Below are 26,796 nucleotides of genomic sequence, written 5' to 3' on the forward strand. Positions count from 1 at the left end.
CGGATGTTGGGTGGTTAAATTCGCATCATTGGCTGGCATTTCTGTCCGCCAGAGCTTCATCTTGTGCGTTTTCGTTGCTGCCATTTGTGTATAGAATAAGGAAAGAACACACAGCGGATGAGCACCATGCGAGATCACCGACCTACAAATACTGAAGAACTGATTGAAGCTTCGCGCCTCAGTCAACTGCAGGAGCATGCTAAAGAAATTCTTCAGCTCAATCAGTTACTCAAAACGCTGTTACCCCGCGGAACCGAGCAGCACGTGCGTGCCGCCAATATTCGCGGCGGGCATCTGGTCCTGGAAGCCGCCAGCGCAGCGATCAAAATGAAGATCGATTATGATCGACTCTCGCTGCTCAACCAGTTACGCGCCCACGGATTTGGCCGTTTGATCAGCATTGACATTAAGATCAACCCGGATCTTTATCGTAATCAATCCCGTTCAACGGCAAAGCCGGAAGAGGCAAAACCTCGCCCTCCCCTGACAGAACATGCCGCTCAGGTACTGATGACCATCGCTGAAAATGCCTCGCCTAAAGTGCGTCAACGGCTGGAAAATCTGGCTAAGCTGGCGAAAAAATGACACAAAAAAAGCCAGACCTTAGTCTGGCTTTTTTCATTAATCTTTTGCTTATGCGATAACCATATTTGGTTCTGCGAAGGCAACTGGCGAACCAACTTCTTCTTCGAACGTTGCCCATTCCCAAGCTTCCTGATCTGCCAGTACTGCACGCAGCAGCTGGTTGTTCAAACCATGACCTGATTTATAAGCACGGAATTCACCGACAATCGCGTGACCACACATGTACAGATCACCAATCGCGTCCAGTACTTTATGTGTCACAAATTCGTTGGCGAAACGAAGGCCTTCTTCGTTCAGGATGCGATAATCATCCAGCACGATTGCACAATCAAAGCTACCGCCCAGACACAGATTCTGTGACTGAAGGTATTCAATGTCACGCATGAAACCAAAAGTACGAGCACGCGAAATTTCTTTCACAAAACCTTGTGAAGAAAAATCAAACACTAAGTGTTGCTCATCGCCATCGATAGCCGGGTGGTTGAATTCAATTTCGAAATCCATTTTGAAGCCGTTATGCGGGCGCAGTTCAGCCCACTTGTCACCATCTTCAAAACGAACGGGTTTCTTAATACGAATAAAACGTTTAGGAGTATTCAGCGTTTCGATGCCTGCTTGTTGCAGCAGGTATACAAATGGACTTGCACTGCCATCCATAATTGGAATTTCAGGTGCATCCACTTCAACGATAACGTTGTCGATCCCCATACCCGCCAGTGCCGCATTCAGGTGTTCAACCGTTGAGATGCGAATACCTTCATCGTTCACCAGAGCAGTACACAACATAGTGTCGCGCACAGATTCTGGGTCTGCTGGGAAGTCCACAGGTGGGTTTACGTCAGTACGACGGTAAATGATGCCTGTGTTTGCAGCAGCTGGGCGAAGAGTTAACGTGACCTTACGACCAGAGTGTAGGCCCACTCCAGTTGTTTTCACTATTTCTTTCAGTGTACGTTGTCTGATCATCTACTTGCCTCTAAATCGATGCCACAAAGCTCGGCCGGTATGGTTACCGACCGACATCCTACCAGAATTTTGAACAGTGTCAAATTGTGGCGAGATCTTAATCAGCCTGACGACGTAGGAAAGCAGGGATATCCAGATATCCGCTCTCTTTCTCTTGCTTAGGCGCAGTGCTTTGGCTTGCAGAAGAAGAGACGCTGCTCGACGCGGCCGTTGCCGGCTGGGTTTTCACTTCAACTCTTTCTTGCAAAGGCTGTGCCGCTTTCTCTTCCACTTTTGCCGCCGGAACGATCACTTGTTGTGGTTGAGAAGCTTGTACTGGTTTCGCTTTACCGCCTGCCACTAACGTAATGTCTGGTTTGCGTTCGTTACCAATACCCGTTGCAACGACTGTTACGCGAATTTCATCTGCCATATCTGGATCCAGAGATGTACCGATAACTACGGTTGCATTGTCAGAAGCGAACGCTTTAACAGTATTACCCACAGTTTCAAATTCATCCAGACGCATATCCAAACCAGCAGTGATGTTCACCAGTACGCCACGAGCGCCAGCGAGGTCGATATCTTCCAATAGTGGACTTGAAATCGCCATCTCGGCCGCTTCTTCAGCACGGTCTTCACCTTTTGCAACACCGCTACCCATCATGGCGTGACCCATTTCCGACATGACAGTGCGTACGTCTGCAAAGTCGACGTTGATCATACCCGGACGAGTAATCAGTTCTGCGATACCTTGTACTGCATTCTTAAGTACGTCGTTCGCGCTGGCAAAGGCTTCAAGCAAGGTGATACCACGACCCAGAACTTTCAGCAGTTTTTCGTTCGGAATAGTAATTAAAGAGTCCACGTGCTTAGACAGCTCTTCAATACCTTGTTCCGCAAACGAAAGACGTTTCTTACCTTCGAAGCTGAATGGCTTAGTCACTACAGCAACTGTTAGGATGCCCAGCTCTTTAGCCACTTCCGCAATCACAGGAGCAGCACCAGTACCGGTACCACCACCCATACCAGCGGCGACAAATACCATATCGGCACCCATCAGCACTTCTTTAATTCGATCTCTATCTTCGAGAGCTGCGTCACGTCCAACTTGCGGATTCGCACCCGCCCCCAAACCTTTAGTAATATCACCGCCGATTTGAATGACTGTGCTCACGCTGGTTTTACGAAGTGCTTGCGCATCTGTATTGATACTGATGAATTCCACGCCTTCGATGGATTCACGCACCATGTGTTCTACGGCGTTACCGCCGCCACCACCAACCCCAACGACTTTAATTACAGCATCGTCAGACATTTCCATCATCGGTTCAAACATGTGTTATCTCCGTTTTTCCTGCAACTCAGGTTAAAACTCTTTTTGTATCCAGTTACGCAAACGACCCAATAAGCCCGACATTGATTGGCGCTTAGGCTCTTGATATTCAGTATCGTCGTTAATTTGACTGTCTCTTGCGTAATGAAGTAAACCAACTGCCGTAGAATGATACGGCTCTTTTACGTAATCTGTCAGGCCACTCACCTCAAGAGGTTTGCCGACTCTGACTTGGTTGCGGAACACGCGCTCCGCACACTCAACTAATCCTTCAATCTGCGCTGCGCCGCCTGTTAGAACAACGCCGGCAGCCAAGTGATGCTTGATGCCGTCTTCACGCAGTTTTTCCTGAACCGAGTCAATCGTCTGATTTACCAGGCCCATTAACTCAGTGTAGCGAGGCTCAATCACTTCCGACAAGGTTTGTCGTTGTAAACTGCGTGACGGACGACCACCTACACTCGGAACATTAACCGTATCATCCTTGCTTACTAACTCACTCAGCGCGCAGCCATATTTCACTTTGATCTCTTCGGCATCGCTTACGGGAGTTCCGAAAGCAAATGCGATATCACTGGTGACAGCATTGCCCGCATAAGAGAACACTTCGGTATGTCGTAGCGCGCCACCGGTCCAAACGGAAACATCCATGGTTCCTGCACCAATATCGATCACGCACACACCAAGTTCGCGCTCATCTTCAGTGATCACGGCATTACTTGCCGCCAATCCTGAATACACTAACTGTTCAACTTTTAAACCGCAACGTTCTACGGCTTTAATGATGTTTCTTGCCATATCATTGTGACAAGTAATCAAGTGCACGCTGACTTCCATGCGCACACCGGATAATCCTAATGGATTTTTGATGCCTTCTTGATAATCGATCGTAAATTCTTGAGGAATGACATGCAAAATTCGCTGCTCTTCACCAATTTTGATCGATTTCGCGGTATGAATTGCCCGATCCATGTCGTCCTGCGACACTTCTTCATCGGAAATAGTGCCCATACCTTTTTCAATTCGGCTAGCAATGTGACGGCCAGAAATCGACAGAAACACATTACTGATTTGGCATTCCGCCATTAATTCTGCTTGGTCAATGGCACGCTGAACCGATTTTACCACCGATTCCAGATCGTTGACGCCACCTTTATCCATGCCTCGGGAAGGGCTACTTCCCGCACCGATAATGTTTATCTGACCATCCGGGAGAATTTCTCCCACTAAAGCTGATACGGTGGCGGTGCCGATATCCAGACCAACAATGATGTTGTCATTAGCAGTTTTAGTCATCTGTATTCTCTTGTGCTAACTCTTGTTCTGAGATCCAACCTACTGCGGCGCCTGTATCGTATCTGAGGTCAATGTAGCTGACTTTATCCACTTCATTGCCCAACTGCTTATACAGTAGAAAAAACCGTGCTATACGTTCGTCCAGCGACTCTTTTCCCAATTCCAAGCGAATGCCATTATCCAGAATTATCTGCCAGGCTCGGCGCTCATTAAGTAACAACGAAGAGATGTTACGGCCTATTGCCTGAAACTGAGAATTATACTGCCGCCAAACTTTTAATACTTCCGGAGCACTGCCATCCGGCCCGTACAATTTTACATGTTCTTCTTTAACCAGTCCGATATCACCATCAAAAACGATGCCATCATCATCCAGCAAAGCATTACCGTTCCAGATAGCCTGTACTTGGTGCTCCGTTAAGAAGACTTTTATAGTGTCGGGCCACTGTTTCCGGATTGATGCATGAGAAACCCAGGGAATGGACTGCACGCTGGTCTGAAGAACATCAATGTCCTGGGACATAAAGGTTCCGATATGATCCAACCGGGCAAATGCTCGCTGAACATCAAGAGTAGAAACGTATTGTAAATTACCTTGCAGAACGATTTTAGAGAGCGGAAGACGTTGTTCATCCCACATCCAACTGATCGTTGAATACAACAAAAAACCAATCAACAACACCACCACCAGAAAAAAGCTGCCTCCGACGGCATGCTGTTTCACTAGTGGTGAACCGGATATTTTACGGCCTTCGGCTAACACGCTGTTTATCAAAGTCCGATGATCCTGTTGACGACTGGCAAATTGTTTCCCTATTTCGTTACGCAATAGAGGCAAAAGCACTGACTTTAACCTTGGGATTATACTGAGGTGTTAAAAAGTATCAAATACTCAAATACAGAAATTCCATATCGGTAGCGACTTAATTCACCATAAAACACAGATATGCAACTGCGTTACGCTTTTTGCATACGCTCGACGTTTAACTCTAACGCGGCCAATTCTCTTGCTACTTTGCCCACATCACCAGCGCCTTGCGTCAGCACCAGGTCACCATCTTGTAGAACATTGGCCAAAACCGACGGTAACGTCTTGCTATCCGGAACAAAAATCGGATCCAGCTTGCCACGACTACGAATCGTACGACACAGTGAGCGACCATCCGCGCCAGCAATCGGCTTTTCACCCGCCGAATACACATCCAGCATCAGCAGAATATCGACCTGCTCCAGCACATTTGCAAAGTCATCGTACAAATCACGAGTACGCGTATAACGGTGCGGCTGGAAAATCATCACCAGACGCTTGTCTGCCCACCCATTGCGGGCAGCAGCAATCGTCACACCGACTTCGGTTGGGTGATGACCGTAGTCATCCACCAGCATCGCTTTACCGCGACCAGTTTCAAATTCGCCCAGATGATCGAAACGACGTCCAGTACCCTGGGTATTCGCCATCGCACGCAGAATCGCTTCATCACTGATATCGTCTTCAGTCGCGACCGCAATCGCAGCCGACGCATTGAGCGCGTTATGACGCCCCGGAATGTTGAGCGTGATATCCAGATTGGCGCGACCTTGGCGCACCACGGTAAATTTACCCTGCTGGCCATCCTGACGGTAATTCTCAATACGCACGTCGGCATCTTCTGAGAAACCGTAAGTGATCACCTGGCGGCTGATGCGTGGAATCAACTCACGCACCACCGGATCATCGATACACAGAATCGCCTGACCGTAAAATGGCAGGTTATGCAGAAAATCGACAAAAGTTTGCTTCAACGTTTCAAAGTCACCGCCATAAGTATCCATATGATCCGCTTCGATGTTGGTCACAATCGTCACCATCGGCTGCAGATGCAGGAACGAGGCGTCACTCTCATCAGCTTCCGCTATCAGGATACGGCTTGACCCCAAGCGAGCATTAGTCCCCGCGCTTTTCACCAGGCCACCGTTGACGAACGTTGGATCCATGCCCGCTTCCGAGTAAATTTGCGTCACCAGTGCGGTGGTGGTGGTTTTACCGTGAGTCCCCGCGACTGCAATCCCGTGACGAAAACGCATCAGCTCGGCCAGCATCTCGGCGCGACGGACGACCGGAATACGTTTCTCGCGTGCAGCTTTGATTTCAGGGTTCTGTTCGTTGATGGCCGTCGAAACAACAACCACACTCGCCTGCGCAACGTTAGACGCCGCATGGCCAATATAAACTGTCGCGCCTTTCTCCGTCAGACGTTCAGTGACCGCATTCGACGCGATATCTGATCCCGTGATTTGGTAGCCTTCGTTGAGCAGGACTTCCGCGATCCCGCTCATGCCTGCGCCACCAATACCGATAAAGTGAATACATTTCACACGGCGCATTTCCGGTACCATGGCGCGAATCTGCGCTAAGTCTTGTGTATGTTTGATCGTCATAAAGCGGTTCTCATTATTTGTCGACACTGGACTGCGTCACGGCAATGATGGCATCCGCCACCACTTTATCCGCATCCAGTTTGGCTGCATGGCGGGCTTTTTGCGCCATGTTCAGCAGAGCCGGGCGATCCAACTGCGCAATGGCAGCGGCCAATTTATCTGCCGTCAGCTCAGGTTGTTCAATCATTTGGGCAGCGCCACACGCCACCAAGTGGTCAGCGTTCAAGGCTTGCTGGCGATCTTTGTGCATGAAAGGAACAAAGATTGCAGCCACACCCGCCGCTGAAATTTCAGATACCGTCAAGGCTCCAGAGCGGCAAACCAGAAGATCGGCCCAGGCATACGCCTCAGCCACATCATCAATAAATTCAGTCACGTCGGCATTGTGCACACCCAGTTCCGCATACGCTTGCTGAACTTCTTGCTGGCTGTTTTTTCCAGCCTGATGACGAACTTGGTAGCCCTCACCCAACTGGGCCAAGGTTGCAGGCAAAGTCTGATTGAGAATCCGCGCGCCTTGGCTGCCCCCCATGATCAGAATGCGCAGCGGCCCCGTACGCTGAGTCAATCTTTCACTCGGATCCGGCAGCGCAACGACATCATCACGCACCGGGTTTCCGACCACAGGTACGCCAGCAAATGCGCCTTCGAATGCCTGAAAGACTTTGGTAGCGATTTTAGACAGCCATTGGTTAGTCAGGCCAGCAACCGCATTCTGCTCGTGCAAAATTACCGGAATACCCAATGTCCATGCGGCAATACCGCCCGGACCACTGACATAACCGCCCATCCCGAGTACCGCATCCGGTTGCCACGCTTTCATGTGGCGACGCGCCTGCAAAATTGCATTCACGATTTGAAATGGCGCCTTCAGCAGACGGGCAATGCCCTGACCACGCAGGCCTTTAACACGAATAAAGTCGATCTCGATACCGTGTTTGGGCACCAGGTCCGCTTCCATTCGATCAGCCGTCCCCAACCAGCGAATTTCCCAGCCTTGTTGCTGCAACTGTTTTGCCACGGCTAAACCAGGAAAGACATGACCACCGGTTCCCCCGGCCATCACCATTAATCGTTTAGTTTTCTTCATTGGTTATTTCTTTTGTTCTGCGACTGTCTGTCATACGGCATTCATGATCGATGCGCAGCAGTATCGATACCGCCACCGACATAATGATTAAACTCGAACCACCATAACTGATGAGTGGTAACGTCAGACCTTTAGTTGGCACCATACCTGCTGCAGCGCCGACGTTGACCAAGGTCTGGAACGCAAACCAGATCCCGATGCCAAACGCCAGATAACCGCCAAACTGCTGATCGTGTTCAAACGCTTTCTTACCGATCAGAATGGCTTTAAACACCAAACTGAAAATCAGCATCAATACCAGCGTAACGCCAACAAAGCCGAGCTCTTCCGCCATGACCGCGAACACAAAGTCGGTGTGCGCTTCAGGCAGGTACTCCAGTTTCTGAATCGAGTTCCCCAGCCCTTGACCAAACCATTCACCGCGGCCAAAGGCCATCAGTGATTGCGTGAGCTGATAACCGCTGCCGAATGGGTCTTCCCAAGGGTCGAGGAACGAAGTAACACGACGAATCCGGTAAGGTTCGGCGGCGATCAGCGCCACCACCGCGAGAATACCGGCCACCATCAAGGCGAGAAATTGTGACAACTTCGCCCCGGCGATAAACAGCATGCCAAACAGCGTCACCAGCATCACGATCACGGTTCCCAAGTCTGGCTGACCGAGCAGTAATACCGCCAGCGTACCAAACACCATGATCGGCTTGAGGAAGCCACCAAAGAACGTTTGGCGCACTTCATCGTGTTTACGTACCAGATAACCGGACATAAAAATAAACAGCGATAATTTGGCCACTTCAGCAGGCTGAAGGTTAAACAGGCCGAGCGGGATCCAGCGCGATGCACCGTTGACCGATTTACCAGCCAGCAACACGATAATCAGCAACACAAAGGAGATCGCAAGCAACACCGAACTGTATTGCATCCAGCGCTGCAGCGGTACCTGAAGCACCACCGCAGAGGTGATGAGAGCCAGCATCAGGAAGATGGCATGGCGAAACATAAAGTGAAACGGTTGATCAGTCAGACGTGAGCTGATGGGAAACGACGCCGACGTCACCATCACCAAACCAATCAACATCAACCCCAGCGCGATCCAGACCAACTGACGATCGAACAGAGCGTCAGGAGAAGCAGTACGCAGCCAGCGGTTAAGCGATTGAAATGGTTTGGAGAGTAACAAAATCGTTCCCTTTGTCCCTAAGCGTAGCGCTGAGCCAGTTCAGCAAACACATCGCCACGGGCCATAAAGTTTTTAAATTGGTCGAAGCTGGCGCAAGCCGGAGACAACAGCACCATATCCCCCGCTTTCAGTTGCGGGCGAATCGATACAATAACGTCTTCCATCGTATCAAAACGCTGAGCGGAGGCATGCAACGGCATGAACTGATCGCCATCGCGACCAAAACAGCACAGCGTGAGTGGTAGCGTCTCCAACACAGGTTTTAATGGTGTGAAGTCAGCGCCTTTACCAACTCCGCCTACCAGCAGATACAAGGTGCCATTCAAGGTCAGGCCAGACAGCGCCGCCAATGTGCTCGCCACATTGGTTGCTTTCGAATCATTGACCCATTTTATACCCTGATTATCGGCAACCACCTGACAGCGGTGTGTCAGTCCCGTGTAAGACTTCAATGCAGGCAGCGCGTTTGTATAATTCACGCCCGCTGCATCGAGTAAAGCCAGCACGGTCAGCACGTTAGCCACGTTGTGACGACCAACCAGACTCAGATCCGAGATTGGTAGCACCGTCTCACCATTGGCGATCAACACTTCCTTACCGTCATGTTGCGCCGTGGTAAATTCAGCAGGTTGCTCCAGACCAAAACGCACCGTGCGGCCCGAGTAGGCATCAGGATAGGTTTGGGTATCGTCAGCATTCACAACCGCCGTTTGTGCATGTTCAAAAATGCGCAGCTTAGCCTGACGATATCCTGCCATGCCGTCATAACGGTCCATGTGGTCTTCCGACAGATTAAGAAATGCCGCGGCTTTTAGCGCCAGAGACGAAGTGGTTTCCAGTTGAAAACTCGATAGCTCCAGCACGTAGAGTTCAGCGTGTTGCGACAGTAGATCGAGCGCCGGCACACCAATATTGCCTCCGACTGCAGTAGCAATTCCAGCCGCGTTGGCCATCACGCCAGTCAGGTCGGTCACGGTGCTTTTGCCGTTCGAACCGGTAATCGCAATTACAGGTTTATTCACGTGCCAGGCAAACAGCTCAATATCGCCGACCACCGGAATGTTCGCCGCCAGTGCCTGCTGAATTTCTGGCGTGGCGAGCGCAATACCCGGGTTAGCAACAATTAAATCGGCCGCCAACAACCACTCAACATTCCAGCTGCCGCTGTGCAGATCAACACCGGTTGGCAGTTGTTCCTGCCCCGGTGGCGCTTCACGAGTATCAATAACCCGCACCGTCACTGTCGGGTGATATTTTTGCAGATAATTAACGACAGAGAGCCCGGTAATACCGAGCCCTACGACCACTACATGCTGAATGCCTTGCCAACGGTCCATTTATTTCTTTTCCACGTAAAGGATTAACGCACTTTCAGTGTCGCTAAACCAATCAAAACCAAAACAATAGAGATGATCCAGAAACGCACGATCACGCGTGGTTCCGGCCAACCTTTCAGTTCATAGTGATGGTGAATCGGGGCCATGCGGAAGATGCGCTGACCGCGCAGCTTGTATGAACCCACCTGCAGGATCACCGACAGGGTTTCCATCACGAACACACCGCCCATGATCACCAAGACAAATTCCTGACGAACCAGCACCGCGATAGTGCCCAGAGCACCGCCCAGTGCCAGAGAACCCACATCGCCCATGAAAACTTGTGCTGGATAGGTGTTAAACCAAAGGAAACCAAGGCCAGCACCGACAATCGCGGTACACACCACCACCAGTTCAGACGTGTAAGGAATGTAGGGAATATGCAGGTAGTTGGCAAAGTTGACGTTACCTGTTGCCCAGGCGATCACACCAAAGCCAGCCGCGACCAACACCGTTGGCATGATCGCCAAGCCATCCAAGCCATCGGTCAGGTTGACTGCGTTACTGGTACCTACAATCACAAAGTAAGTCAGAATAATGTAGAACAGTCCCAGTTGGGGCATCACTTCTTTAAAGAAAGGCACCACCAGCTGAGTCGCGGCGGTATCGTGACCATGTGCATACAGTGCAAATGCGACCACCAGCGCAATCGCTGACTGCCAGAAGTATTTCCAGCGCGCAATCAGACCATCGGTGTTTTTGCGCACCACTTTACGATAGTCATCGACAAAGCCGACTGCACCGTAACCCATTAGCACGGCCAGAACCGCCCAGACGTACGGGTTCGACAAATCTGTCCACAACAACACGGTGATAATAATCGAGGCCAGAATCATGATACCGCCCATCGTTGGGGTACCACGTTTACTGAAATGCGATTCCGGGCCGTCGTTACGCACCACCTGACCAATCTGCAACAATTGCAGACGTTTGATCAGACGCGGGCCCATCCATAATGAAATGCCCAGAGCCGTCAGAATGCTGACAATCGCTCGAAATGAAAGGTATTCGAACAAACGGAAAAACGAAAAATATGGCTGGAGTAACTCCGCAAGCCAAATAATCATGAGTATTTCTCCTTAAGAGCAGCGGCAATCTTACTCATACCCGCACTGTTGGCGCCTTTGACGATCAGTACGTGAGCGCGATCCTGTTGTTGTTCTAGTTGCTGCTCGATAAACATAATCATGTCCTGATGGGACGCAAAATGGCGACCGTGACAGACATCGCTGATCACCTTCGCATCGTGGCCATACGTCAGGACATATTCAAACTGGAATGGTGCAGCATGTTCACCGACTTGTTGGTGAAGTGCAAGGCTTTCCTCACCTAACTCGGCCATATTGCCCAAAATTAGCCACCGGGTGGCAGAAAAACCGCCAAGCAGGTCCACGGCGGCTTTCATCGCCGGAACACTGGCATTGTAACTGTCGTCGATCAACGTAATGTTGTCGTTCAGCGCTGTCACATCCACGCGGCCTTTCACTTTCGACAGATGCGCTAAACCATGCTGAATGTCAGCGAGAGTCGCGCCCATCTCAATCGCAAGTGCACTTGCTGCAAGTGCATTACCCACATTGTGCTTGCCGATGATGCCCAGTTTCACGGCCACTTCACCGATAGGCGTCACCAGAACAAAGCTGGCTTCCCCTGCAGCATTCAACACGATGTCACGCGGGTAAAAGTCAGCGCTGTGCTCTGTGACAGAAAAAGTTTTCACACATTTGTCAGCCAGCACGGCTTGCCACAGTTCACCGCCCTGGCTGTCGAGGTTAACGACCGCCGTTTTGCCCGCACTCAGGCCTTGGTAAATTTCACCTTTGGCACGTTTTACGCCATCGATCGAGCCAAAGCCTTCTAAGTGTGCCGCAGCCACGTTGTTCACCAGCGCTACATCCGGTTTCACCAGCGCCGTGGTGTAAGCAATTTCGCCAATATGGTTGGCGCCGAGTTCAATTACAGCGTAATCATCTTGTGGCGTCGAACGCAGCAGCGTCAGCGGCACACCGATGTCATTATTAAAGTTACCCGCAGTGAACAGCACCTGGCCTTTCGCCGCTAAGATACTGGCCACCATCTCTTTCACCGTGGTTTTGCCGCAGCTGCCCGTGATGGCAACCGTCGGCGTATGACACTGCTGATGAACCCAACTGCCGAGCAAGCCCAGCGCAATTTTGCTATTGGCGACCACCAACTGGGGCACGTTGATATCCAGCACTCTTTCTACCAACAGCGCTTTGGCGCCCGCTGCCACCGCTTGTGCGGCAAATTCATGGGCGTCAAAACGCTCTCCGACCAAGGCAAGAAACAGCGCGTCTTGTGGAATTGAACGAGTGTCCGTCGACACTGCGGCGATCTCGGTATCTTCACCCACTAATTGCGCATCAAGAACCGCAGTTAACTGCGTCAGAGAAGTTCCAATCATGCTGACAGCTCCAATAAAGTTTGCGCGGATTCGCGATCCGAGTAATGAATCGTCTCGTTGGTCAGCACCTGGTAGTCTTCGTGACCTTTACCCGCGAGCAGAATAATGTCTTGTTCACCCGCTTGCGACAGGGCTAAACGCAGCGCTTCAAAACGGTTGTGCTCCACTCTAGCCTCTTGCGGCGCTTTAAGTCCGGCCAGCATATCGTTGACAATCGCCTGCGGATCTTCACTGCGCGGGTTGTCGTCAGTCAGGATCACGCGATCAGCAAACGCTTCAGCAATCGCAGCCATCATCGGGCGCTTACCGGTGTCACGATCACCGCCGCACCCAAAAATCGCCCACAATTGCCCCTGACAATGCACGCGCAGTGCGCGTAGCGCTTTTTCTAACGCGTCCGGCGTATGGGCGTAATCGACGACGACTTTCGCTTTGCCAGGCGCCTGAAACAGTTCCATGCGACCTAATACCGGTTTAAGTTTAGGTGCCGCTGCCAACAGAGCGCCGAGCTCAAAGCCCAGGCTCAGCAGCGTGGCCAGCGCCAGCATTAGATTCGATGCGTTAAATTCGCCAATCAGCGGCGCACGCAGTTGACCCGCGCCCCAACTGCCATCGAAATCGAGCGTAATGCCGCTTTCAGCGTAACTCACCTTCACTGCCCACAGCGCTTGCTCGGTTTCCGGTTTTCCTTGCAGAGAAACGCCCACGGCATGCTTAAGCTGCTGCGCCCAACGCGCGCCGACTTCGTCGTCCACATTGATGATGGCATGACGCGTGTCATGTTCAGTAAACAGCGACAGCTTTGCCTCCGCGTAGGCGTCCATGGTGCCGTGGTAATCCAGATGGTCACGACTGAGGTTGGAAAAAACGCCGGCATCAAATTGCAGACACTTCACCCGTCCTTGTACCAAACCATGCGAGGAGACTTCCATCGCGGTATATTCCGCGCCTTGCTGAGCAAGCTCAAACAGTGTTGACTGCACTTCGATCGCGTTACCCGTGGTGTTGGCCGCGGGCTGCAAGTTGGCAAGAAAACCATTGCCCGTCGTCCCCATTACGGCAGCACGATGGCCCAGCAGGTCAATCCATTGCGCAATCAGTTGAGAAATGGTGGTTTTACCGTTGGTCCCCGTCACAGCAATGACGTGATTCTGATGTCCGCCATACAGGCGACCTGCCAGTTGCGACAGATGTTTGTCCAGATGTTCGATATAGAGAATAGGAACCGATTGGCGCTCTGCGACGCTGCCATGTGAGTGTTGTGAGCACGCTTGAGCCAGCACCAGATTCGCCCCTTGGGCGATGGCTTTGTCGATGAACTGACGTCCATCAATGGCATGACCAATAATGGCGACAAAGGTCTCACCCGGTTCAATTTTTCGGCTGTCGAGTTCCAGATGCGTGACGGGCAGCGCCGCCAACTCAGACTCGCTGATCGTCAGCCATGGAGAGATTAGTTGTTGTAAAGCCTTGCTAGTGTTCATGGAGTTCTCACACTATGTTTGTCCGCCGCACCTTGGCGTCAGCGGACTTTGTTATTTTTGAAATCGGTTCTCATCCGGCGCGATGTTCAGGATCTGCAGTGCCCCTTTCATGATTTCAGAGAACACCGGTCCTGCTACGGCGCCGCCGTAGTAAGAATCACCCTGAGGTTCGTTCACCATCACCACCAGTGAAATACGTGGATCGCTCACTGGCGCCACGCCGGCTGTGTAGGCAAAATATTCGTCGCTATAACCGCCTGCTATCGCTTTGCGCGAGGTCCCGGATTTCGCCGCAATCCGATATCCTGGTACCGCCGCTTTCACGGCCGTACCACCCGGCTGGGTTACAGTTTCCAGCATATCCAGCACTTGCTTGGCATATTTGGCATCCACCACCTGATGAGACAGATCCTGCTGATTACTTTCAATCAAATGTACTGGCTGATATTTACCCAGATTGCCCAGCGTGGCATAAGCGTGCGCAAGCTGAATCGGCGTGATAGACAAGCCATAACCAAAGGCCAGTGTCGCGATTTCAAACTGTGACCAACGGCGGCGGTTGGGGAAAATCCCGGTGGTTTCACCCACCAGGTTGAGGCCGGAAACTTCACCCAGCCCCACAGAGTTGTACATGCCGAGCATCGCTTCGAGCGGCATTCCCAGCGCTAAGTGCGCCACACCAACGTTGCTCGATTTTTTCAGAATCATTTGCAGCGTGGCTTTGCCCACTTTTGAGGTGTCACGTACCCGGCTGCCACCAATGCGCATGACCCCATCGCCAGTATCAATGATGGTATGTTCATCTGCGGTGCCGTTGGCGAGCGCGGCCAGCACCACAAATGGTTTCACGGTTGAACCTGGCTCAAATGCATCAGTAATGACGCGGTTACGCATCTTGAAGCTTTGCCAGTCAGAGCGGTTATTCGGGTTATAAGAAGGCGCGTTAACCATTGCCAGCACTGCGCCGGTTTTAACATCCAGCATCACCGCCGATGCCGACGTCGCACGGTAATCAGCCATCGCCTGCTTAACGGCGCGAAAAGCGATCGCTTGCAGACGCTGATCGATAGTCAGCTGCAGCGGCTTACCCTCTTCACGCTCTTCCAGCGAGATATTTTCCACCACGCGGCCGTAGCGATCTTTACGGATAATGCTCTTACCGGCTTCACCGGTCAGCCATTTGTCATAGCTACGCTCGACACCTTCCAGACCATGGCCGTCGATGCCGGTCACACCAATCAAATGAGCGCTGACTTCCCCCGCCGGATAGTAGCGGCGAGATTCCGATTTAAGCCCAACACCAGACAGCTTCAGCTCGCGAATGTATTTCGCCATTGCCGGGCTGACCTGACGTTGCAGGTAGATGAAGCGACGAGTACGGTTATCCTCAAGCTTTTTCATCATTTCCTGACGATCTAAGCTCAGCACATCCGCCAGTGCGTACCAACGATCTTTTTCGACCAATCCGCCTTGCTTGAAAATGGTCACCGGATCGGCCCACACGGCATCCACAGGCACACTCACTGCCAGCGCTTCACCATTACGATCGGAGATAATCCCGCGCGCGGATTGCAGCGTTTTAGCACGAATAGAGCGCATGTCGCCTTCGCGAATCAGGTTATCCGGTTCGATAATTTGAATAAAAGCAAGTCGCCCCACCAACATGGCAAAGGCGAGCAGGACAAAAAAGACGATGAGATAAAAACGCCAGCGGATAAAAACCGGGCTGTTCTGCTCGGCAACTTTGGCGCTCGTTTTCGGTTTGGCTGTGGCTTTTTCTTTGGCTTTCGCTGGCTTTTTCGTCATTTGATTTCAATCACTACTTCTTTGTCAGCATCCGGACGTTTCATGTCCAGCTCGTTCTTTGCCATTTCTTGCACTCGGCTATGCTCGGCCAGCGCCGTCTCTTCCAGGATCAGGTTACGCCACTCATTGTCGAGATGATCGCGCTCTTCCAGCGCCTGATCTTTTTGCGTGATCGCCTGACGGGTATGGTGTGTGGTAAACACAACTCCCATCGCGGAAGTAAAGATCAGAATCAACATGATGAGAGGTACCCGACCTACCGTAAGTAGGTCGGCTGCAATCAGTTTGGCGAGATTTAGCTTGGTTTGAGACATAATCGCTATCGAGTTTCAGAGCGCTCAGAGTTTTTCGGCGATACGCAGAACAGAGCTGCGAGAACGTGGATTCATCTCCACTTCTTGCTCAGAAGGTTTGATGGCTTTACCGACTGTTTTCAGGTCAGCACTACCCAACGCACGAATTTGTTCCTGAGTCAGCGGAATACCATGCGGCACTTCCGGCCCTTTACTCTCTTTACGCATGAAGCGCTTCACCATGCGATCTTCCAGTGAGTGGAAGCTGATCACCGACAAGCGACCTTGCGGTGCGAGAATCGACGCAGCACCTTTAAGCGCGGTATCGATCTCTTCCAATTCACTGTTGATGTAAATACGAAAAGCCTGGAATGCGCGGGTGGCCGGGTGTTTTTTCTCTTTGAAACTCTTTGGCGCCGCATCAGAAATCAGTTTAGCCAGTTGGCTGGTGCGAGTCAGGGGTTCGTTTTCTTCATTTTCACGATAAGCGACAATCGCTTTGGCAATTCGGCGAGCGTGTTTATCTTCACCAAATTCGCGAATCACCCAGGTAATGTCGTCCAGATCCGCTTGTGCCAACCAGGCAGAAACTGGCATACCCGAAGTCGGGTCCATGCGCATATCCAGCGGGCCATCTTTCATAAAGCTGAAACCACGTTCAGCATCATCAAGCTGCGGTGACGAAACACCAAGGTCGAACAGCACGCCGTCAACTTTGCCGACTAAATCGTAACGCTGAGCGTACTCTGCAATGCCGGAAAACGGACCGTGAACGATGGTAAAACGCGGATCATCAATTTTTTGCGCTTCGGCAATCGCCTGTGGATCGCGGTCAATACTGTATAAGCGGCCATTCGGGCCCAGCTGAGACAAGATAGTGCGGCTGTGTCCGCCACGACCAAAGGTGCCGTCGATATAAATGCCATCCGGCTTAATCGCCAGACCGTCGATCGATTCATGAAGCAGCACAGAAATATGTTGGAAAGATTCAGTCATAATGGTCTCGTTCAGCACAAACGTCCGTCAGTTTGATTTTGTAGTGTACCGTTTTCCCACACTACTGCTAGCCATAAAAGCAGTTACAGGACGTGACATTGCGCTAAGTTTAATGGTTTTACTATCGTCTAAGTCAATAAAAAGCAAAAAACCCATCATAACCGCGAAGCTATGATGGGTCTGAATAGGTGGAGCCGACATGTAAGCCGGGTTCTGTTCCGCTTGCGCGGCGGTAGCCATTCGTCTAGGCCAGCAATCGCTCACTGGCTCAAGCAACCTACCCGCCTCCTAACGCGAGCAACGCTATGTGGAGGCCTATTTGGTCTTGCTCCGGGTGGAGTTTACCTTGCTACGAACTGTTGCCAGCCGCACGGTGCGCTCTTACCGCACCCTTTCACCCTTACCTGATCCCTTGCGGGCCATCGGCGGTCTTCTCTCTGCTGCACTTGTCGTAGGCTTGCGCCCCCCAGGCGTTACCTGGCACCCTGCTCTACGGAGCCCGGACTTTCCTCCCCCTTATCAGTCTCCCCAACACAAGGTCAAGGGACGTCAATAAGGCAGCGACTACCCAGTCAACTCCAGGCGCGAATTCTATCGGCATCGCACCTCACTGTCTAGGAGGAATCGTCCTCACAACGTATTTTCAGCGCAACTGGTCAGAAGTTCAGCAGTTAGCCAAGATTGTCCAGTCCCCATTTGTAGAGTGCATTCTTTTTCAGATTGTAGATTTCCGCCGTCATCGCCGCCGCTTTCTTCAGCGGCAGTTCTTTGGTCAGGATCCCCAAAGTACGTAGCGCTTCTTCTGGCAAGACGTCTTCTGCGCTGTCACGATAACCGTGGATCAGCAGTACCATCTCGCCTCTTTTGCGGTTATCGTCGGCTTCAATCCACTCAATCAGTTCGCCCAACGGCATGCCCTGAATGGTTTCAAAGGTTTTGGTCAGTTCACGAGCCAGCACGACTTGACGCTCTGGCCCTAAGACGTCCAGCATATCCTGCAGCGATTCCGTAATACGATGCGGTGATTCATAAAAAATACAGGTGCGCTCAGCCTTGGCGATTTCCATAAACTTGTCTTTGCGCCCTTTGCTTTTGGCCGGCAAAAAGCCTTCGAAACTGAAGCGATCGGATGGCAGACCAGAGGCACTCAATGCCGTGATCACCGCACACGCACCAGGAAGTGGCACAACTTTAACACCCGCCTGACGACATTGGGTGACTAAATGATAACCTGGATCACTAATAAGTGGTGTACCGGCATCCGATACCAACGCGATCGACTGTCCGGCCAACAATTTCTCAACTAAAACTTGAGCTTTTTGCTGTTCATTGTGATCATGCAGAGCGAACGTCTTAGTTTGAATATTGAAGTGCGCAAGCAGTTTGCCTGAATGGCGGGTATCTTCTGCGGCGATAACATCAACACTTGAAAGCACATCGAGGGCACGTTGGGTAATATCCCCTAAGTTGCCAATCGGAGTCGGAACTATGTACAAAGTTGGGACTTCTGCAGGCAAGGTTTTGTTATCTGTCATTTGTTTACCATCACTTCAACGATTAATATAGAGACAATTTTACACGGATTAACGAAAGAACTCATGGCTATGAAAAACCATCAGAGACGCAGTGTACCACGCTTACTCACTCCCGTTGCATTAGCAATTACCCTGGCCGCCTGTTCCTCGACGCCGACGTCCCCGCTTTTGGTGGATATTACCGGCGAACCGAGCCTGCCGGCACAGACTTACCTGATGCAGGCAGACAGCAGTCAAGGCAGCCTGCAAAATGACTGGTTAATCATGGCCTTGAAAGCCGCGATTGCTGAAAACAACGCAGAACAGGCTGATCTGCTGATTCGTCGTCTGGCCAAACAGAACCTGAGCGAAACCCAGCAAGCCGAATGGCAACTGGCTCGCGCGCAGTTGTTAGTCAACGCGGAGAAATACAAAGACGCGCTGAATCTGCTTAACTTCAAGCCTAACTGGCAACTGCCGACACTACAGTGGCAGGAGTACCACCAGTTGCGTGCCGACATTTTCACCGCGCTTGATCGCTCGTTTGACTCAAGTCGCGAACTGGTCGCACTGTATGATCTGGCCGACAGCGATCAACAAGAAGCCCTGGCCGATCAAATCTGGACCAATCTCAACCACTACTCAGGCTATGCGATCACCAAGCTATCTGCCGAACCGAATGAAGCGGAGCTGGATGGCTGGCTGCAACTGGCCATTTATGTCAAAACTATGGGTAGTGACCTGCCTCAGCTAAAAAACACGCTCGAGAAATGGTTGGCAGAAAACCCGGATCATCCAGCGGCAATCTACACCCCTAAATCCATTCAGGACATTTTGGCCCTTGAGATCATTAAGCCGAAACATACCGCGCTGCTGCTGCCGTTGACCGGTAAATTCTCGAAACCCGCTCAACTGATTCGCGACGGTTTCATCATGGCGATGATGAATGACGAAGACCGCGATCCCAATGCGACCCTGACCATCATGGATACCAACGCCGAAACGCTGGAATCTGTGGATGCAACACTGACAGAGAAGAACATCGACTTCGTGGTTGGTCCGCTGATTAAAGGCAACATTGAAAAACTGCAACAATTCCAGCAAGAACGTGGTCAATCGATTCAAACACTGGCGCTGAATATTCCGGATCAAGTGATCGATGGTTCAGACACTTGTTACCTCGCACTGTCACCGGAGCAAGAAGTCGCTCAGGCGGCTAAACATCTGTTTACTGAAGGTTATCGTTACCCACTGGTCTTAGCACCTCAGGGCAGTTACGGCGAGCGTGTGGTTGAGGCCTTCGATGAAGAGTGGCACAAATACAGCAAAAACAAGGTGGCGGTGAACCAGTACGGCGATCGTCGTCAGTTGCAGCGCAACATCAACAACGTATTCGGTCTGCAGGACAGCCAGCAGAATATTGCTCAGATGGAAGCCTTAACGGGTCTGAAAATGGAAAGCCAGCCACGCAGCCGTCGTGACATCGACGCGGTATACATCGTGGCCAACAGTGCTGACCTCACGCTGATCAAACCGTTTATCGAAGTCGCCATCAACCCGGACACCAAGCCGCCAAAACTGTTCTCTAACTCCGCCAGCAACAGCGGTGGCCGTCAGTATGAAGATTTGACCGGCGTGACTTACAGTGACATTCCTTTGCTGATTCATCCAACGCCGGACGTCTCGGAACAGATGGATAAGCTGTGGCCTAAATCCACTAATGCCGAACGTCGCTTGCAAGCTATGGGGATGGACGCATACAAACTCATGGTGGAACTCCCACAAATGAAAGTCGTCCAAGGTTATACAATTGAAGGCCAAACCGGTGTACTGGGCATTGATGAACAATGCGTAGTGCAACGTGAAATCAGTTGGGCGGAGCATGGGGCTCTTTAGTCGCCGCCAGACCGGACAACACTATGAAACTGCGGCGGCGGAGTATTTGCGTCGCCGCGGTTTGTTCCTTATCGAACAAAATTTCCAGATTCGCGGCGGTGAACTGGATTTAATTATGCGGGAAAATCAGACGCTGGTGTTTGTCGAAGTGAAGTATCGTCAGAACCAACGTCACGGCCATGCTGCTGAAATGGTCACCAGACAGAAACAAGCACGCTTGATCAAAGCGGCAAATTGGTGGATGCTCAAGCAAGGCCTCAGCGCCGACAACACCGATTTTCGTTTCGATGTGGTGGCTATCCACGATGAAGGCCGCCAAATTGACTGGATAAAAAACGCAATCACTGAAGGATAATCAATGCTCGACAGCATTAAAGACAGTTTCACCGAAAGCATTCAAATTCAAATCGCCGCAGCCGAAGCGCTACCTGATGCGATTATGCACGCAGCACAAGCCATGGTGGCCAGCCTGCTCAACGGCAGCAAGATTCTGTGTTGTGGTAATGGCGGCTCCGCCTCTAATGCGCAGCAGTTTACTTCCTGTTTAGTTAACCGTTTTGAAACTGAGCGCCCAAGCCTGCCAGCGATGGCACTGACCGCCGACAACACCACATTGACTGCCGTTGCCAATGACTATCACTATCAGGAAATTTTTTCTAAACAAGTACGTGCATTTGGTCAGCCAGGCGATATTCTGCTGGCTATCTCCACCAGTGGTAACAGCAAGAACATCATCAAAGCGATGGAAGCAGCGGTAACACGCGACATGACCATTATTGCTCTGACAGGCAAAGATGGCGGCGAAATGGCAGGCTTACTGGGAGAAAACGACGTCGAAATTCGTATTCCATCCCAACGTACCGCTCGTATTCAGGAAGTTCATATGGTCACGTTGCACTGTCTGTGTGACTTGATTGACCAGGTTCTGTTCCCCGCTCACGAAGAGTAATCAATGAAGACTTTACGCCTATTTGCCGCTCTGGCGACACTGATGACCTTATCCGGCTGCGCTGGACTGTTTATCGCAGGTGCTGCCACCACCGTTAACATTGCGACCGATCCGCGCTCCACTCAAGAAATCTGGAAAGACAGCAATCTGGAACTCGAAGTGACTGGACTAAGTAACAAGCCTCCGTTCCAGAATCAGATGCGTATTACCGCCAGTTCATTCCGAGGTACCGTGATTCTGATTGGCCAATCACGCACTCCTGAATTACTGGATCAATTTGTCGCTCAGGTGCAAAAGTTAAAAGATGTCAAAGAACTACACAATCAGGTAAAGATAAAAGCACCTTTGTCGTTTGGTGAAATCAGTAATGACAGTTGGATCACGACCAAAGTGAAATCAGCACTGCTGGCAAAATCAGAGCTTAATGGGGTGAAAGTTTCAGTGATTACCGAAGACCGTGAAGTTTATCTGTTGGGATACATTTCTCGTGAACATGCGAACATCGCGACAGACGTTGCGCGCAACATTTCAGGAGTAAAACAAGTGATTCGAGCCTTCGAATACGCGGACTAGCCTAATCTTCGGCATAAAAAAAGCAGCGTCTTCACGCTGCTTTTTTGTTTTATCTTGCTGAGTTATTTTACAACACGCAAACTTGGCTTGCCTTTCGGGCGCGGTGCCTCATCAGATTCAGCAGTGTCTGCTGGTGCCTCTGACGTCACTTCGCTCAAACCACTTTCTGCTGGTTCTTCTTCATAGATACCCGCTTCTTGCGCATCCATGTAAGCTTCCTCAGGTTCAAACATTGTTCCTGCGCCGTTCTCACGAGCATAGATAGCCTGAATCGCGTACATAGGAACCACAACCAGATGTGGGCGACCGCCAAAGCGAGCATTGAAAGTCACCTCATCGTTGCCCAACTCAAGGTTACCGACAGCTCGAGGAGCAACGTTCAGAATGATTTGACCATCCTGAACATATTCCATCGGTACTCTTACACCTTGCAGTGTGGCATCTACCACCAAATGTGGCGTCAGTTCATTTTCCAGCAACCAATCATAAAATGCGCGTAGCATAAATGGTCGGCGGGGAGTCATGTGATCGATATCCATCAGACTACCATTAACGAACTAAACGCATCTCACGTTCAGCTTCTGTCAGAGAAGCCAAGAATGAATCACGCTCAAATACGCGGTTCATGTAAATCTTCAGCTCTTTTGAACCCGGGCCAATCAAATCGATACCCAGAACAGGCAAACGCCACAATAGCGGAGCCAGGTAACAATCGATCAGGCTGAATTCTTCACTCATGAAGTATTCGTATTCCGCAAATACTGGTGCAAGTGTCAATAAGTCGTTACGCAGTTTGACACGTGCCGATTCTGCTTCTTCAGCAGAACCCTTGATGATTTTGTTCGCCAGTGAATACCAGTTTCTCTCGATACGGTAGATCATCAGACGGCTGTTACCACGGGCAACAGGATACACTGGCATCAATGGTGGATGTGGAAAACGCTCATCAAGGTATTCCATGATGATTTTTGAGTCATAAAGCGCAAGCTCACGGTCAACCAGCGTTGGTACCGTTTTGTATGGGTTCAGCTCGATGAGATCCGCAGGTAGGTTATCTTCATCAACCAGCTCAACTTCAACACTGACACCTTTTTCAGCCAGCACAATACGAACCTGATGGCTATACATATCAGATGCACTTGAAAATAGAGTCATCACAGAACGTTTATTGGCAGCTACAGCCATGGAGCCCTCCAGCACACACTTACAGATATAAAAAAACAATGGAGGCTAAGCCTCCATTGATGATTCGATTAATCGAGAATTAGCACGACATCGTAGCACAATTAGTGCACATCACGCCAATACTCTTTCTTCAGCGCCACGACAACGATCGTCAGCAGAACAAGGAAGGCCATCACCCACCAGCCCATCGCCTGACGTTCAAGTTTCACTGGTTCACCGGAATATTCTAAGAAGTTCACCAGATCGCGAACAGCTTGATCGTATTCGCCAGTGCTCAGCTCACCATTGCCTTGCGATTTGGTGGCAACAACAGCTTTCACTTCTTCGCCATCAACCATGTGTGAACCGAAAACAGGTTCCGGAGTGCCTTGTAGTTCTTCAAGAACGTGTGGCATACCGACACTTGGGAAGACAATATTGTTCACGCCAAATGGACGACTTGGATCTGCATAGAATGAACGTAGGTAGGTGTATAACCAATCCACGCCACGCACACGAGCCACCAACGTCAGGTCAGGTGGTGGAGCACCAAACCATTTGGCCGCTGACTTATCCGGAATCGCGTTTTCCATCAGCTCACCGATCTTGGTTTGCGGATTGAAAATCAGATTCTCTTTCATCAGATCCGCAGGGATCCCCAAGTCTGTCGCCACGCGCTCATAACGTTGATACTGCGTTGAGTGACAACCGAAACAGTAGTTCATGAACAGTTTGGCGCCGCGTTGCAGAGAAGCGGTATCAGACAAATCATTCCCCGCTTTATCCAGATGCACGTTACCGCCTGCTGCCATCGCCAATGAAGGCAGCATTGCAAACAAAATTACAATCCATTTTTTCATTTGAATGTCACCCTCTTTGGTAGTGGCTTGGTTGCTTCGTTTTTGCTGTAGAAGAACAGTAGAACGAAGAACATGAAGTAACCCAAACTAAAGATTCGAGCCAGTAAGGTATACGTTGGAGTTGCAGGAAGCGCACCCAAAACACCTAAGGCAATGAAACAAATGGTAAATTGAATGATGTTCGCTAGGTGTAGCTTGCTGCGGTAGCGGTATGAACGCACTTTACAGCGATCCAGCCAAGGCAGAACAAACAGCACAACAATCGAGGCACCCATCGCGACAACGCCCAGCAGCTTATCCGGTACCGCACGCAGAATTGCGTAGAACGGTGTGAAGTACCACACCGGTGCGATATGCGGTGGCGTTTTCAGCGGGTTTGCCGCTTCAAAGTTAGGCGGCTCAAGGAAGTAACCCCCCATCTCTGGGTTGAAGAACAGCACGTAACAGAACAAGAACAAGAAACCAGCGACACCCACCAGATCCTTCACCGTACCGTAAGGATGGAAAGGAATCGAATCGATGATGTCGTATTTCTTGGTGTAGTACTCGTGGAACTTGAACTGGCTCTGGTAATCGTCGCCCATCGTGCCTTTCGGCAGTTTGGTTTCGATACCATCCGGGTTGTTCGAACCCACTTCGTGCAGAGCAAGAATGTGCAGCACGATCAGCAGCAGCAGAACGATCGGCAATGCAATGACGTGCAGAGCAAAGAAACGGTTCAGTGTGGCGCCGGAGATAACGTAGTCACCACGAATCCATAGCGTCAGATCATCCCCGATAACCGGAATGGCACCGAACAGAGAAATGATTACCTGCGCACCCCAGTAAGACATCTGACCCCAAGGCAGTAGGTAACCCATGAAAGCTTCTGCCATCAGCGCCAGGAAGATCAACATCCCGAAGATCCACAATAGCTCACGAGGTTTCTGGTATGAACCGTAGATAAGACCACGGAACATATGCAGGTAGACCACGACAAAGAATGCCGATGCGCCAGTTGAGTGCATATAACGCAGCAACCAACCGTAATCCACATCACGCATGATGTATTCAACAGACGCAAACGCACCGTCACCAGACGGAACGTAGTTCATCGTCAGCCAGATACCTGTTAGGATCTGGTTAACCAGCACCAACATTGCCAAGGAACCAAAAAGGTACCAAAAGTTAAAGTTCTTCGGCATTGGGTATTCAGAAAGGTGCTTCTTATACGCATTCATTGCGGGCAGGCGTTTTTCCACCCAATCAAGTAGAGCTTGCATTATGCCTCCCCTGTTTCATCAAGGCCGATAACAATTCTGGTATCGCTCAGGTACATGTACTTTGGAATCACAAGGTTAAGTGGAGCAGGTACACCTTGGAATACACGACCAGCCATGTCGAATTTCGAACCGTGACATGGACAGAAGAAACCTGACTTAACCCCTTGAACTTGTTCGTTAAAAGAGTCAGGCAGATAGGTTGGTGAACAACCTAAGTGAGTACAGATACCAACGGCAATAAAGTATTCAGGCTTTATTGAGCGATAGGTATTTTGAGCGTAGGTAGGTTGTTGTTCTTCATTAGAGTTCGGATCACGAAGCTGATTGTCATGCTCTTTTAAAGCATTAACTACAGATTGAGAACGACGTACAACCCATACAGGTTTACCTCGCCACTCAACACGGACCATTTGCCCTTCTTCGAGTTTACTGATGTCAACCTCGACAGGGGCACCCGCCGCTTTCGCTTTCGCACTTGGGTTCCACGATTTGATAAAAGGTACGGCAACAGCAGCTGCTCCCAAACCACCCACAACAGCTGTTGTAGCGGTTAAGAAACGTCTGCGACCGTTGTTCAAAGGCGCATTGCTCATCCAGACATTCTCCCATTTGCTCCTTGTGGATTCCTGTTATTCCGCTTAAGAGCATGGCTAACAAAATACGGTTTTCGTTGTATTTATTTGATGTGAAATGATAAATAAAACCCTACTTTTTGACAAGATAAAGCTACCTTTTGGTAACATTCGTGCAGTAATTCGCACGCGAGGTCACAAAAGGGACATTATTGGAAGAAAGGGTGATGAAGTGACTTGTGAGAAAGGAATTTCTTTTGTGTAAATACACAAAAACTTTTGCGTAGAAAAACAAAAAGCCCGGCAAATGCCGAGCTTTTGAACCACATTCCAGTAACACTGGAAAGCGAGATTCTTTTCGTAATGAAAAGATTAACGCTTAGAGAACTGTGGACGACGACGTGCTTTACGTAGACCAACTTTCTTACGTTCAACGCGACGAGCGTCACGAGTAACGTAGCCAGCAGCACGTAGAACAGGACGTAGAGATTCATCGTATTCCATCAGAGCGCGAGTGATACCGTGACGGATAGCACCTGCTTGACCAGAAATACCACCACCTTTAACAGTGATGTACAGGTCTAGTTTCTCAACCATCTCAACCAGCTCTAGAGGTTGTTTAACAACCATGCGAGAAGTTGGACGACCGAAGTACTCATCAAGGCTACGCTTGTTGATTACGATGTTGCCGCTGCCTGGTTTAATAAAAACACGTGCAGCTGAGCTTTTGCGACGGCCAGTGCCGTAGTATTGATTCTCTGCCATTTCCGAAATCC

At 50.5% G+C, this 26,796-nt stretch carries 26 protein-coding genes and 1 other RNA gene; 5 read left to right on the forward strand and 22 right to left on the reverse strand.

Annotated features, from left to right (window positions below; genetic code table 11):
- Positions 1-126: 126 nt before the first annotated feature.
- Entirely contained in the window at positions 127-585 is a 459-nt protein-coding gene (locus JIG40_RS17240) for a DciA family protein (RefSeq protein WP_047461274.1), read from the forward strand.
- A gap of 48 nt (positions 586-633) precedes the next feature.
- Here the strand turns inward: JIG40_RS17240 and lpxC are convergent, their stop codons facing one another.
- The 16 genes from lpxC to rsmI all read right to left on the reverse strand — a co-directional run bounded on the left by lpxC (position 634) and on the right by rsmI (position 18,765).
- On the reverse strand, positions 634-1,551 hold the full coding sequence (lpxC, locus tag JIG40_RS17245; RefSeq protein ID WP_024373934.1) for a UDP-3-O-acyl-N-acetylglucosamine deacetylase: 918 nt from the start codon (positions 1,549-1,551) through the stop codon (positions 634-636).
- Between the two features lie 97 nt (positions 1,552-1,648).
- Positions 1,649-2,869, reverse strand: coding sequence for a cell division protein FtsZ (ftsZ, locus tag JIG40_RS17250; protein ID WP_020330488.1), 1,221 nt, complete (start codon positions 2,867-2,869; stop codon positions 1,649-1,651).
- 30 nt (positions 2,870-2,899) lie between these two features.
- Entirely contained in the window at positions 2,900-4,162 is a 1,263-nt protein-coding gene (ftsA, locus tag JIG40_RS17255) for a cell division protein FtsA (RefSeq protein WP_020330487.1), read from the reverse strand.
- Complete coding sequence (locus tag JIG40_RS17260; RefSeq protein WP_024373935.1) at positions 4,155-4,937, reverse strand: cell division protein FtsQ/DivIB; 783 nt, start codon at positions 4,935-4,937, stop codon at positions 4,155-4,157. The genes ftsA and JIG40_RS17260 overlap by 8 nt, the downstream gene beginning before the upstream one ends.
- Positions 4,938-5,119: 182 nt before the next feature.
- The gene (gene murC / locus JIG40_RS17265; RefSeq protein ID WP_061056865.1) at positions 5,120-6,580 is read right to left on the reverse strand and encodes a UDP-N-acetylmuramate--L-alanine ligase; all 1,461 of its coding nucleotides are present in this window, start codon (positions 6,578-6,580) and stop codon (positions 5,120-5,122) included.
- Between the two features lie 13 nt (positions 6,581-6,593).
- On the reverse strand, positions 6,594-7,670 hold the full coding sequence (murG, locus tag JIG40_RS17270) for an undecaprenyldiphospho-muramoylpentapeptide beta-N-acetylglucosaminyltransferase (protein ID WP_158151485.1): 1,077 nt from the start codon (positions 7,668-7,670) through the stop codon (positions 6,594-6,596).
- On the reverse strand, positions 7,657-8,850 hold the full coding sequence (gene ftsW / locus JIG40_RS17275) for a cell division protein FtsW (protein ID WP_158151486.1): 1,194 nt from the start codon (positions 8,848-8,850) through the stop codon (positions 7,657-7,659). Before ftsW ends, murG begins: the two co-directional genes overlap by 14 nt.
- A 17-nt stretch (positions 8,851-8,867) precedes the next feature.
- Entirely contained in the window at positions 8,868-10,187 is a 1,320-nt protein-coding gene (murD, locus tag JIG40_RS17280) for a UDP-N-acetylmuramoyl-L-alanine--D-glutamate ligase (protein WP_047461253.1), read from the reverse strand.
- A gap of 23 nt (positions 10,188-10,210) precedes the next feature.
- The gene (gene mraY / locus JIG40_RS17285) at positions 10,211-11,293 is read right to left on the reverse strand and encodes a phospho-N-acetylmuramoyl-pentapeptide-transferase (protein ID WP_020330479.1); all 1,083 of its coding nucleotides are present in this window, start codon (positions 11,291-11,293) and stop codon (positions 10,211-10,213) included.
- A complete protein-coding gene (gene murF, locus JIG40_RS17290; protein WP_199465719.1) occupies positions 11,290-12,651 on the reverse strand; it encodes a UDP-N-acetylmuramoyl-tripeptide--D-alanyl-D-alanine ligase in 1,362 nt (453 codons plus the stop codon). Before murF ends, mraY begins: the two co-directional genes overlap by 4 nt.
- A complete protein-coding gene (murE, locus tag JIG40_RS17295) occupies positions 12,648-14,135 on the reverse strand; it encodes a UDP-N-acetylmuramoyl-L-alanyl-D-glutamate--2,6-diaminopimelate ligase (RefSeq protein ID WP_199465720.1) in 1,488 nt (495 codons plus the stop codon). The genes murF and murE overlap by 4 nt, the downstream gene beginning before the upstream one ends.
- A gap of 51 nt (positions 14,136-14,186) precedes the next feature.
- Positions 14,187-15,941, reverse strand: coding sequence for a penicillin-binding transpeptidase domain-containing protein (locus tag JIG40_RS17300; protein WP_143683000.1), 1,755 nt, complete (start codon positions 15,939-15,941; stop codon positions 14,187-14,189).
- The gene (ftsL, locus tag JIG40_RS17305; RefSeq protein ID WP_024373943.1) at positions 15,938-16,255 is read right to left on the reverse strand and encodes a cell division protein FtsL; all 318 of its coding nucleotides are present in this window, start codon (positions 16,253-16,255) and stop codon (positions 15,938-15,940) included. Before ftsL ends, JIG40_RS17300 begins: the two co-directional genes overlap by 4 nt.
- Before the next feature lie 24 nt (positions 16,256-16,279).
- Positions 16,280-17,230: a 16S rRNA (cytosine(1402)-N(4))-methyltransferase RsmH gene (gene rsmH, locus JIG40_RS17310; protein ID WP_199465721.1), complete on the reverse strand. Its 951-nt coding sequence runs from the start codon at positions 17,228-17,230 to the stop codon at positions 16,280-16,282.
- A gap of 186 nt (positions 17,231-17,416) precedes the next feature.
- Positions 17,417-17,810: RNase P RNA component class A (gene rnpB / locus JIG40_RS17315), an RNA gene on the reverse strand.
- 91 nt (positions 17,811-17,901) lie between these two features.
- Entirely contained in the window at positions 17,902-18,765 is an 864-nt protein-coding gene (gene rsmI / locus JIG40_RS17320; RefSeq protein ID WP_024373946.1) for a 16S rRNA (cytidine(1402)-2'-O)-methyltransferase, read from the reverse strand.
- 69 nt (positions 18,766-18,834) lie between these two features.
- Here rsmI and JIG40_RS17325 point away from each other — a divergent pair, with 69 nt between their 5' ends.
- From JIG40_RS17325 to JIG40_RS17340, 4 genes are read left to right on the forward strand one after another with little or no spacing between them, the layout of a single operon-like run.
- Positions 18,835-20,640, forward strand: coding sequence for a penicillin-binding protein activator (locus JIG40_RS17325; protein ID WP_199465741.1), 1,806 nt, complete (start codon positions 18,835-18,837; stop codon positions 20,638-20,640).
- The gene (locus tag JIG40_RS17330) at positions 20,627-20,995 is read left to right on the forward strand and encodes a YraN family protein (protein WP_044366049.1); all 369 of its coding nucleotides are present in this window, start codon (positions 20,627-20,629) and stop codon (positions 20,993-20,995) included. Before JIG40_RS17325 ends, JIG40_RS17330 begins: the two co-directional genes overlap by 14 nt.
- 3 nt (positions 20,996-20,998) lie before the next feature.
- Positions 20,999-21,589: a phosphoheptose isomerase gene (locus JIG40_RS17335; protein WP_020330470.1), complete on the forward strand. Its 591-nt coding sequence runs from the start codon at positions 20,999-21,001 to the stop codon at positions 21,587-21,589.
- 3 nt (positions 21,590-21,592) lie between these two features.
- Positions 21,593-22,162 carry a BON domain-containing protein gene (locus JIG40_RS17340; protein ID WP_047456951.1) on the forward strand — a complete coding sequence of 190 codons (570 nt, stop codon included), beginning with the start codon at positions 21,593-21,595 and terminating at the stop codon, positions 22,160-22,162.
- 62 nt (positions 22,163-22,224) lie between these two features.
- Here JIG40_RS17340 and sspB read toward each other — a convergent pair whose 3' ends face one another.
- The 6 genes from sspB to rpsI form a co-directional block, all read right to left on the reverse strand.
- Positions 22,225-22,701, reverse strand: a complete 477-nt coding sequence (gene sspB, locus JIG40_RS17345) for a ClpXP protease specificity-enhancing factor (protein WP_024373950.1) — start codon at positions 22,699-22,701, stop codon at positions 22,225-22,227.
- A 10-nt stretch (positions 22,702-22,711) separates the two neighbouring features.
- Positions 22,712-23,347, reverse strand: a complete 636-nt coding sequence (gene sspA, locus JIG40_RS17350) for a stringent starvation protein SspA (RefSeq protein ID WP_020330467.1) — start codon at positions 23,345-23,347, stop codon at positions 22,712-22,714.
- Positions 23,348-23,448: 101 nt separating this feature from the next.
- The gene (locus tag JIG40_RS17355; protein WP_032082332.1) at positions 23,449-24,186 is read right to left on the reverse strand and encodes a cytochrome c1; all 738 of its coding nucleotides are present in this window, start codon (positions 24,184-24,186) and stop codon (positions 23,449-23,451) included.
- Entirely contained in the window at positions 24,183-25,448 is a 1,266-nt protein-coding gene (locus tag JIG40_RS17360) for a cytochrome bc complex cytochrome b subunit (RefSeq protein WP_020330465.1), read from the reverse strand. The genes JIG40_RS17355 and JIG40_RS17360 overlap by 4 nt, the downstream gene beginning before the upstream one ends.
- Positions 25,448-26,041, reverse strand: a complete 594-nt coding sequence (gene petA / locus JIG40_RS17365) for a ubiquinol-cytochrome c reductase iron-sulfur subunit (protein WP_020330463.1) — start codon at positions 26,039-26,041, stop codon at positions 25,448-25,450. The genes JIG40_RS17360 and petA overlap by 1 nt, the downstream gene beginning before the upstream one ends.
- Before the next feature lie 351 nt (positions 26,042-26,392).
- Positions 26,393-26,785 (reverse strand): 30S ribosomal protein S9, encoded by a 393-nt coding sequence (rpsI, locus tag JIG40_RS17370; protein ID WP_004723802.1) that lies wholly within the window; start codon positions 26,783-26,785, stop codon positions 26,393-26,395.
- Positions 26,786-26,796: the final 11 nt, after the last annotated feature.

It is taken from the genome of Vibrio sp. bablab_jr001, assembly GCF_016464285.1.
In the GTDB taxonomy this organism is placed as follows: Bacteria; Pseudomonadota; Gammaproteobacteria; order Enterobacterales; family Vibrionaceae; genus Vibrio; species Vibrio fluvialis.

What these genes read in the sequence shown, in the direction of transcription:
- JIG40_RS17355 (WP_032082332.1), bottom strand. Translation starts at nt 24,186, where the DNA reads ATGAAAAAATGGATTGTAATTTTGTTTGCAATGCTGCCTTCATTGGCG.
- JIG40_RS17335 (WP_020330470.1), top strand. Translation starts at nt 20,999, where the DNA reads ATGCTCGACAGCATTAAAGACAGTTTCACCGAAAGCATTCAAATTCAA.
- ftsA (WP_020330487.1), bottom strand. Translation starts at nt 4,162, where the DNA reads ATGACTAAAACTGCTAATGACAACATCATTGTTGGTCTGGATATCGGC.
- mraY (WP_020330479.1), bottom strand. Translation starts at nt 11,293, where the DNA reads ATGATTATTTGGCTTGCGGAGTTACTCCAGCCATATTTTTCGTTTTTC.
- sspB (WP_024373950.1), bottom strand. Translation starts at nt 22,701, where the DNA reads ATGGATATCGATCACATGACTCCCCGCCGACCATTTATGCTACGCGCA.
- murD (WP_047461253.1), bottom strand. Translation starts at nt 10,187, where the DNA reads ATGGACCGTTGGCAAGGCATTCAGCATGTAGTGGTCGTAGGGCTCGGT.
- sspA (WP_020330467.1), bottom strand. Translation starts at nt 23,347, where the DNA reads ATGGCTGTAGCTGCCAATAAACGTTCTGTGATGACTCTATTTTCAAGT.
- JIG40_RS17325 (WP_199465741.1), top strand. Translation starts at nt 18,835, where the DNA reads ATGAAAAACCATCAGAGACGCAGTGTACCACGCTTACTCACTCCCGTT.
- murE (WP_199465720.1), bottom strand. Translation starts at nt 14,135, where the DNA reads ATGAACACTAGCAAGGCTTTACAACAACTAATCTCTCCATGGCTGACG.
- JIG40_RS17360 (WP_020330465.1), bottom strand. Translation starts at nt 25,448, where the DNA reads ATGCAAGCTCTACTTGATTGGGTGGAAAAACGCCTGCCCGCAATGAAT.
- ftsL (WP_024373943.1), bottom strand. Translation starts at nt 16,255, where the DNA reads ATGTCTCAAACCAAGCTAAATCTCGCCAAACTGATTGCAGCCGACCTA.
- murG (WP_158151485.1), bottom strand. Translation starts at nt 7,670, where the DNA reads ATGAAGAAAACTAAACGATTAATGGTGATGGCCGGGGGAACCGGTGGT.
- JIG40_RS17300 (WP_143683000.1), bottom strand. Translation starts at nt 15,941, where the DNA reads ATGACGAAAAAGCCAGCGAAAGCCAAAGAAAAAGCCACAGCCAAACCG.
- JIG40_RS17240 (WP_047461274.1), top strand. Translation starts at nt 127, where the DNA reads ATGCGAGATCACCGACCTACAAATACTGAAGAACTGATTGAAGCTTCG.
- rpsI (WP_004723802.1), bottom strand. Translation starts at nt 26,785, where the DNA reads ATGGCAGAGAATCAATACTACGGCACTGGCCGTCGCAAAAGCTCAGCT.
- JIG40_RS17330 (WP_044366049.1), top strand. Translation starts at nt 20,627, where the DNA reads ATGGGGCTCTTTAGTCGCCGCCAGACCGGACAACACTATGAAACTGCG.
- rsmH (WP_199465721.1), bottom strand. Translation starts at nt 17,230, where the DNA reads ATGACTGAATCTTTCCAACATATTTCTGTGCTGCTTCATGAATCGATC.
- rsmI (WP_024373946.1), bottom strand. Translation starts at nt 18,765, where the DNA reads ATGACAGATAACAAAACCTTGCCTGCAGAAGTCCCAACTTTGTACATA.
- ftsZ (WP_020330488.1), bottom strand. Translation starts at nt 2,869, where the DNA reads ATGTTTGAACCGATGATGGAAATGTCTGACGATGCTGTAATTAAAGTC.
- JIG40_RS17340 (WP_047456951.1), top strand. Translation starts at nt 21,593, where the DNA reads ATGAAGACTTTACGCCTATTTGCCGCTCTGGCGACACTGATGACCTTA.
- murC (WP_061056865.1), bottom strand. Translation starts at nt 6,580, where the DNA reads ATGACGATCAAACATACACAAGACTTAGCGCAGATTCGCGCCATGGTA.
- lpxC (WP_024373934.1), bottom strand. Translation starts at nt 1,551, where the DNA reads ATGATCAGACAACGTACACTGAAAGAAATAGTGAAAACAACTGGAGTG.
- murF (WP_199465719.1), bottom strand. Translation starts at nt 12,651, where the DNA reads ATGATTGGAACTTCTCTGACGCAGTTAACTGCGGTTCTTGATGCGCAA.
- petA (WP_020330463.1), bottom strand. Translation starts at nt 26,041, where the DNA reads ATGAGCAATGCGCCTTTGAACAACGGTCGCAGACGTTTCTTAACCGCT.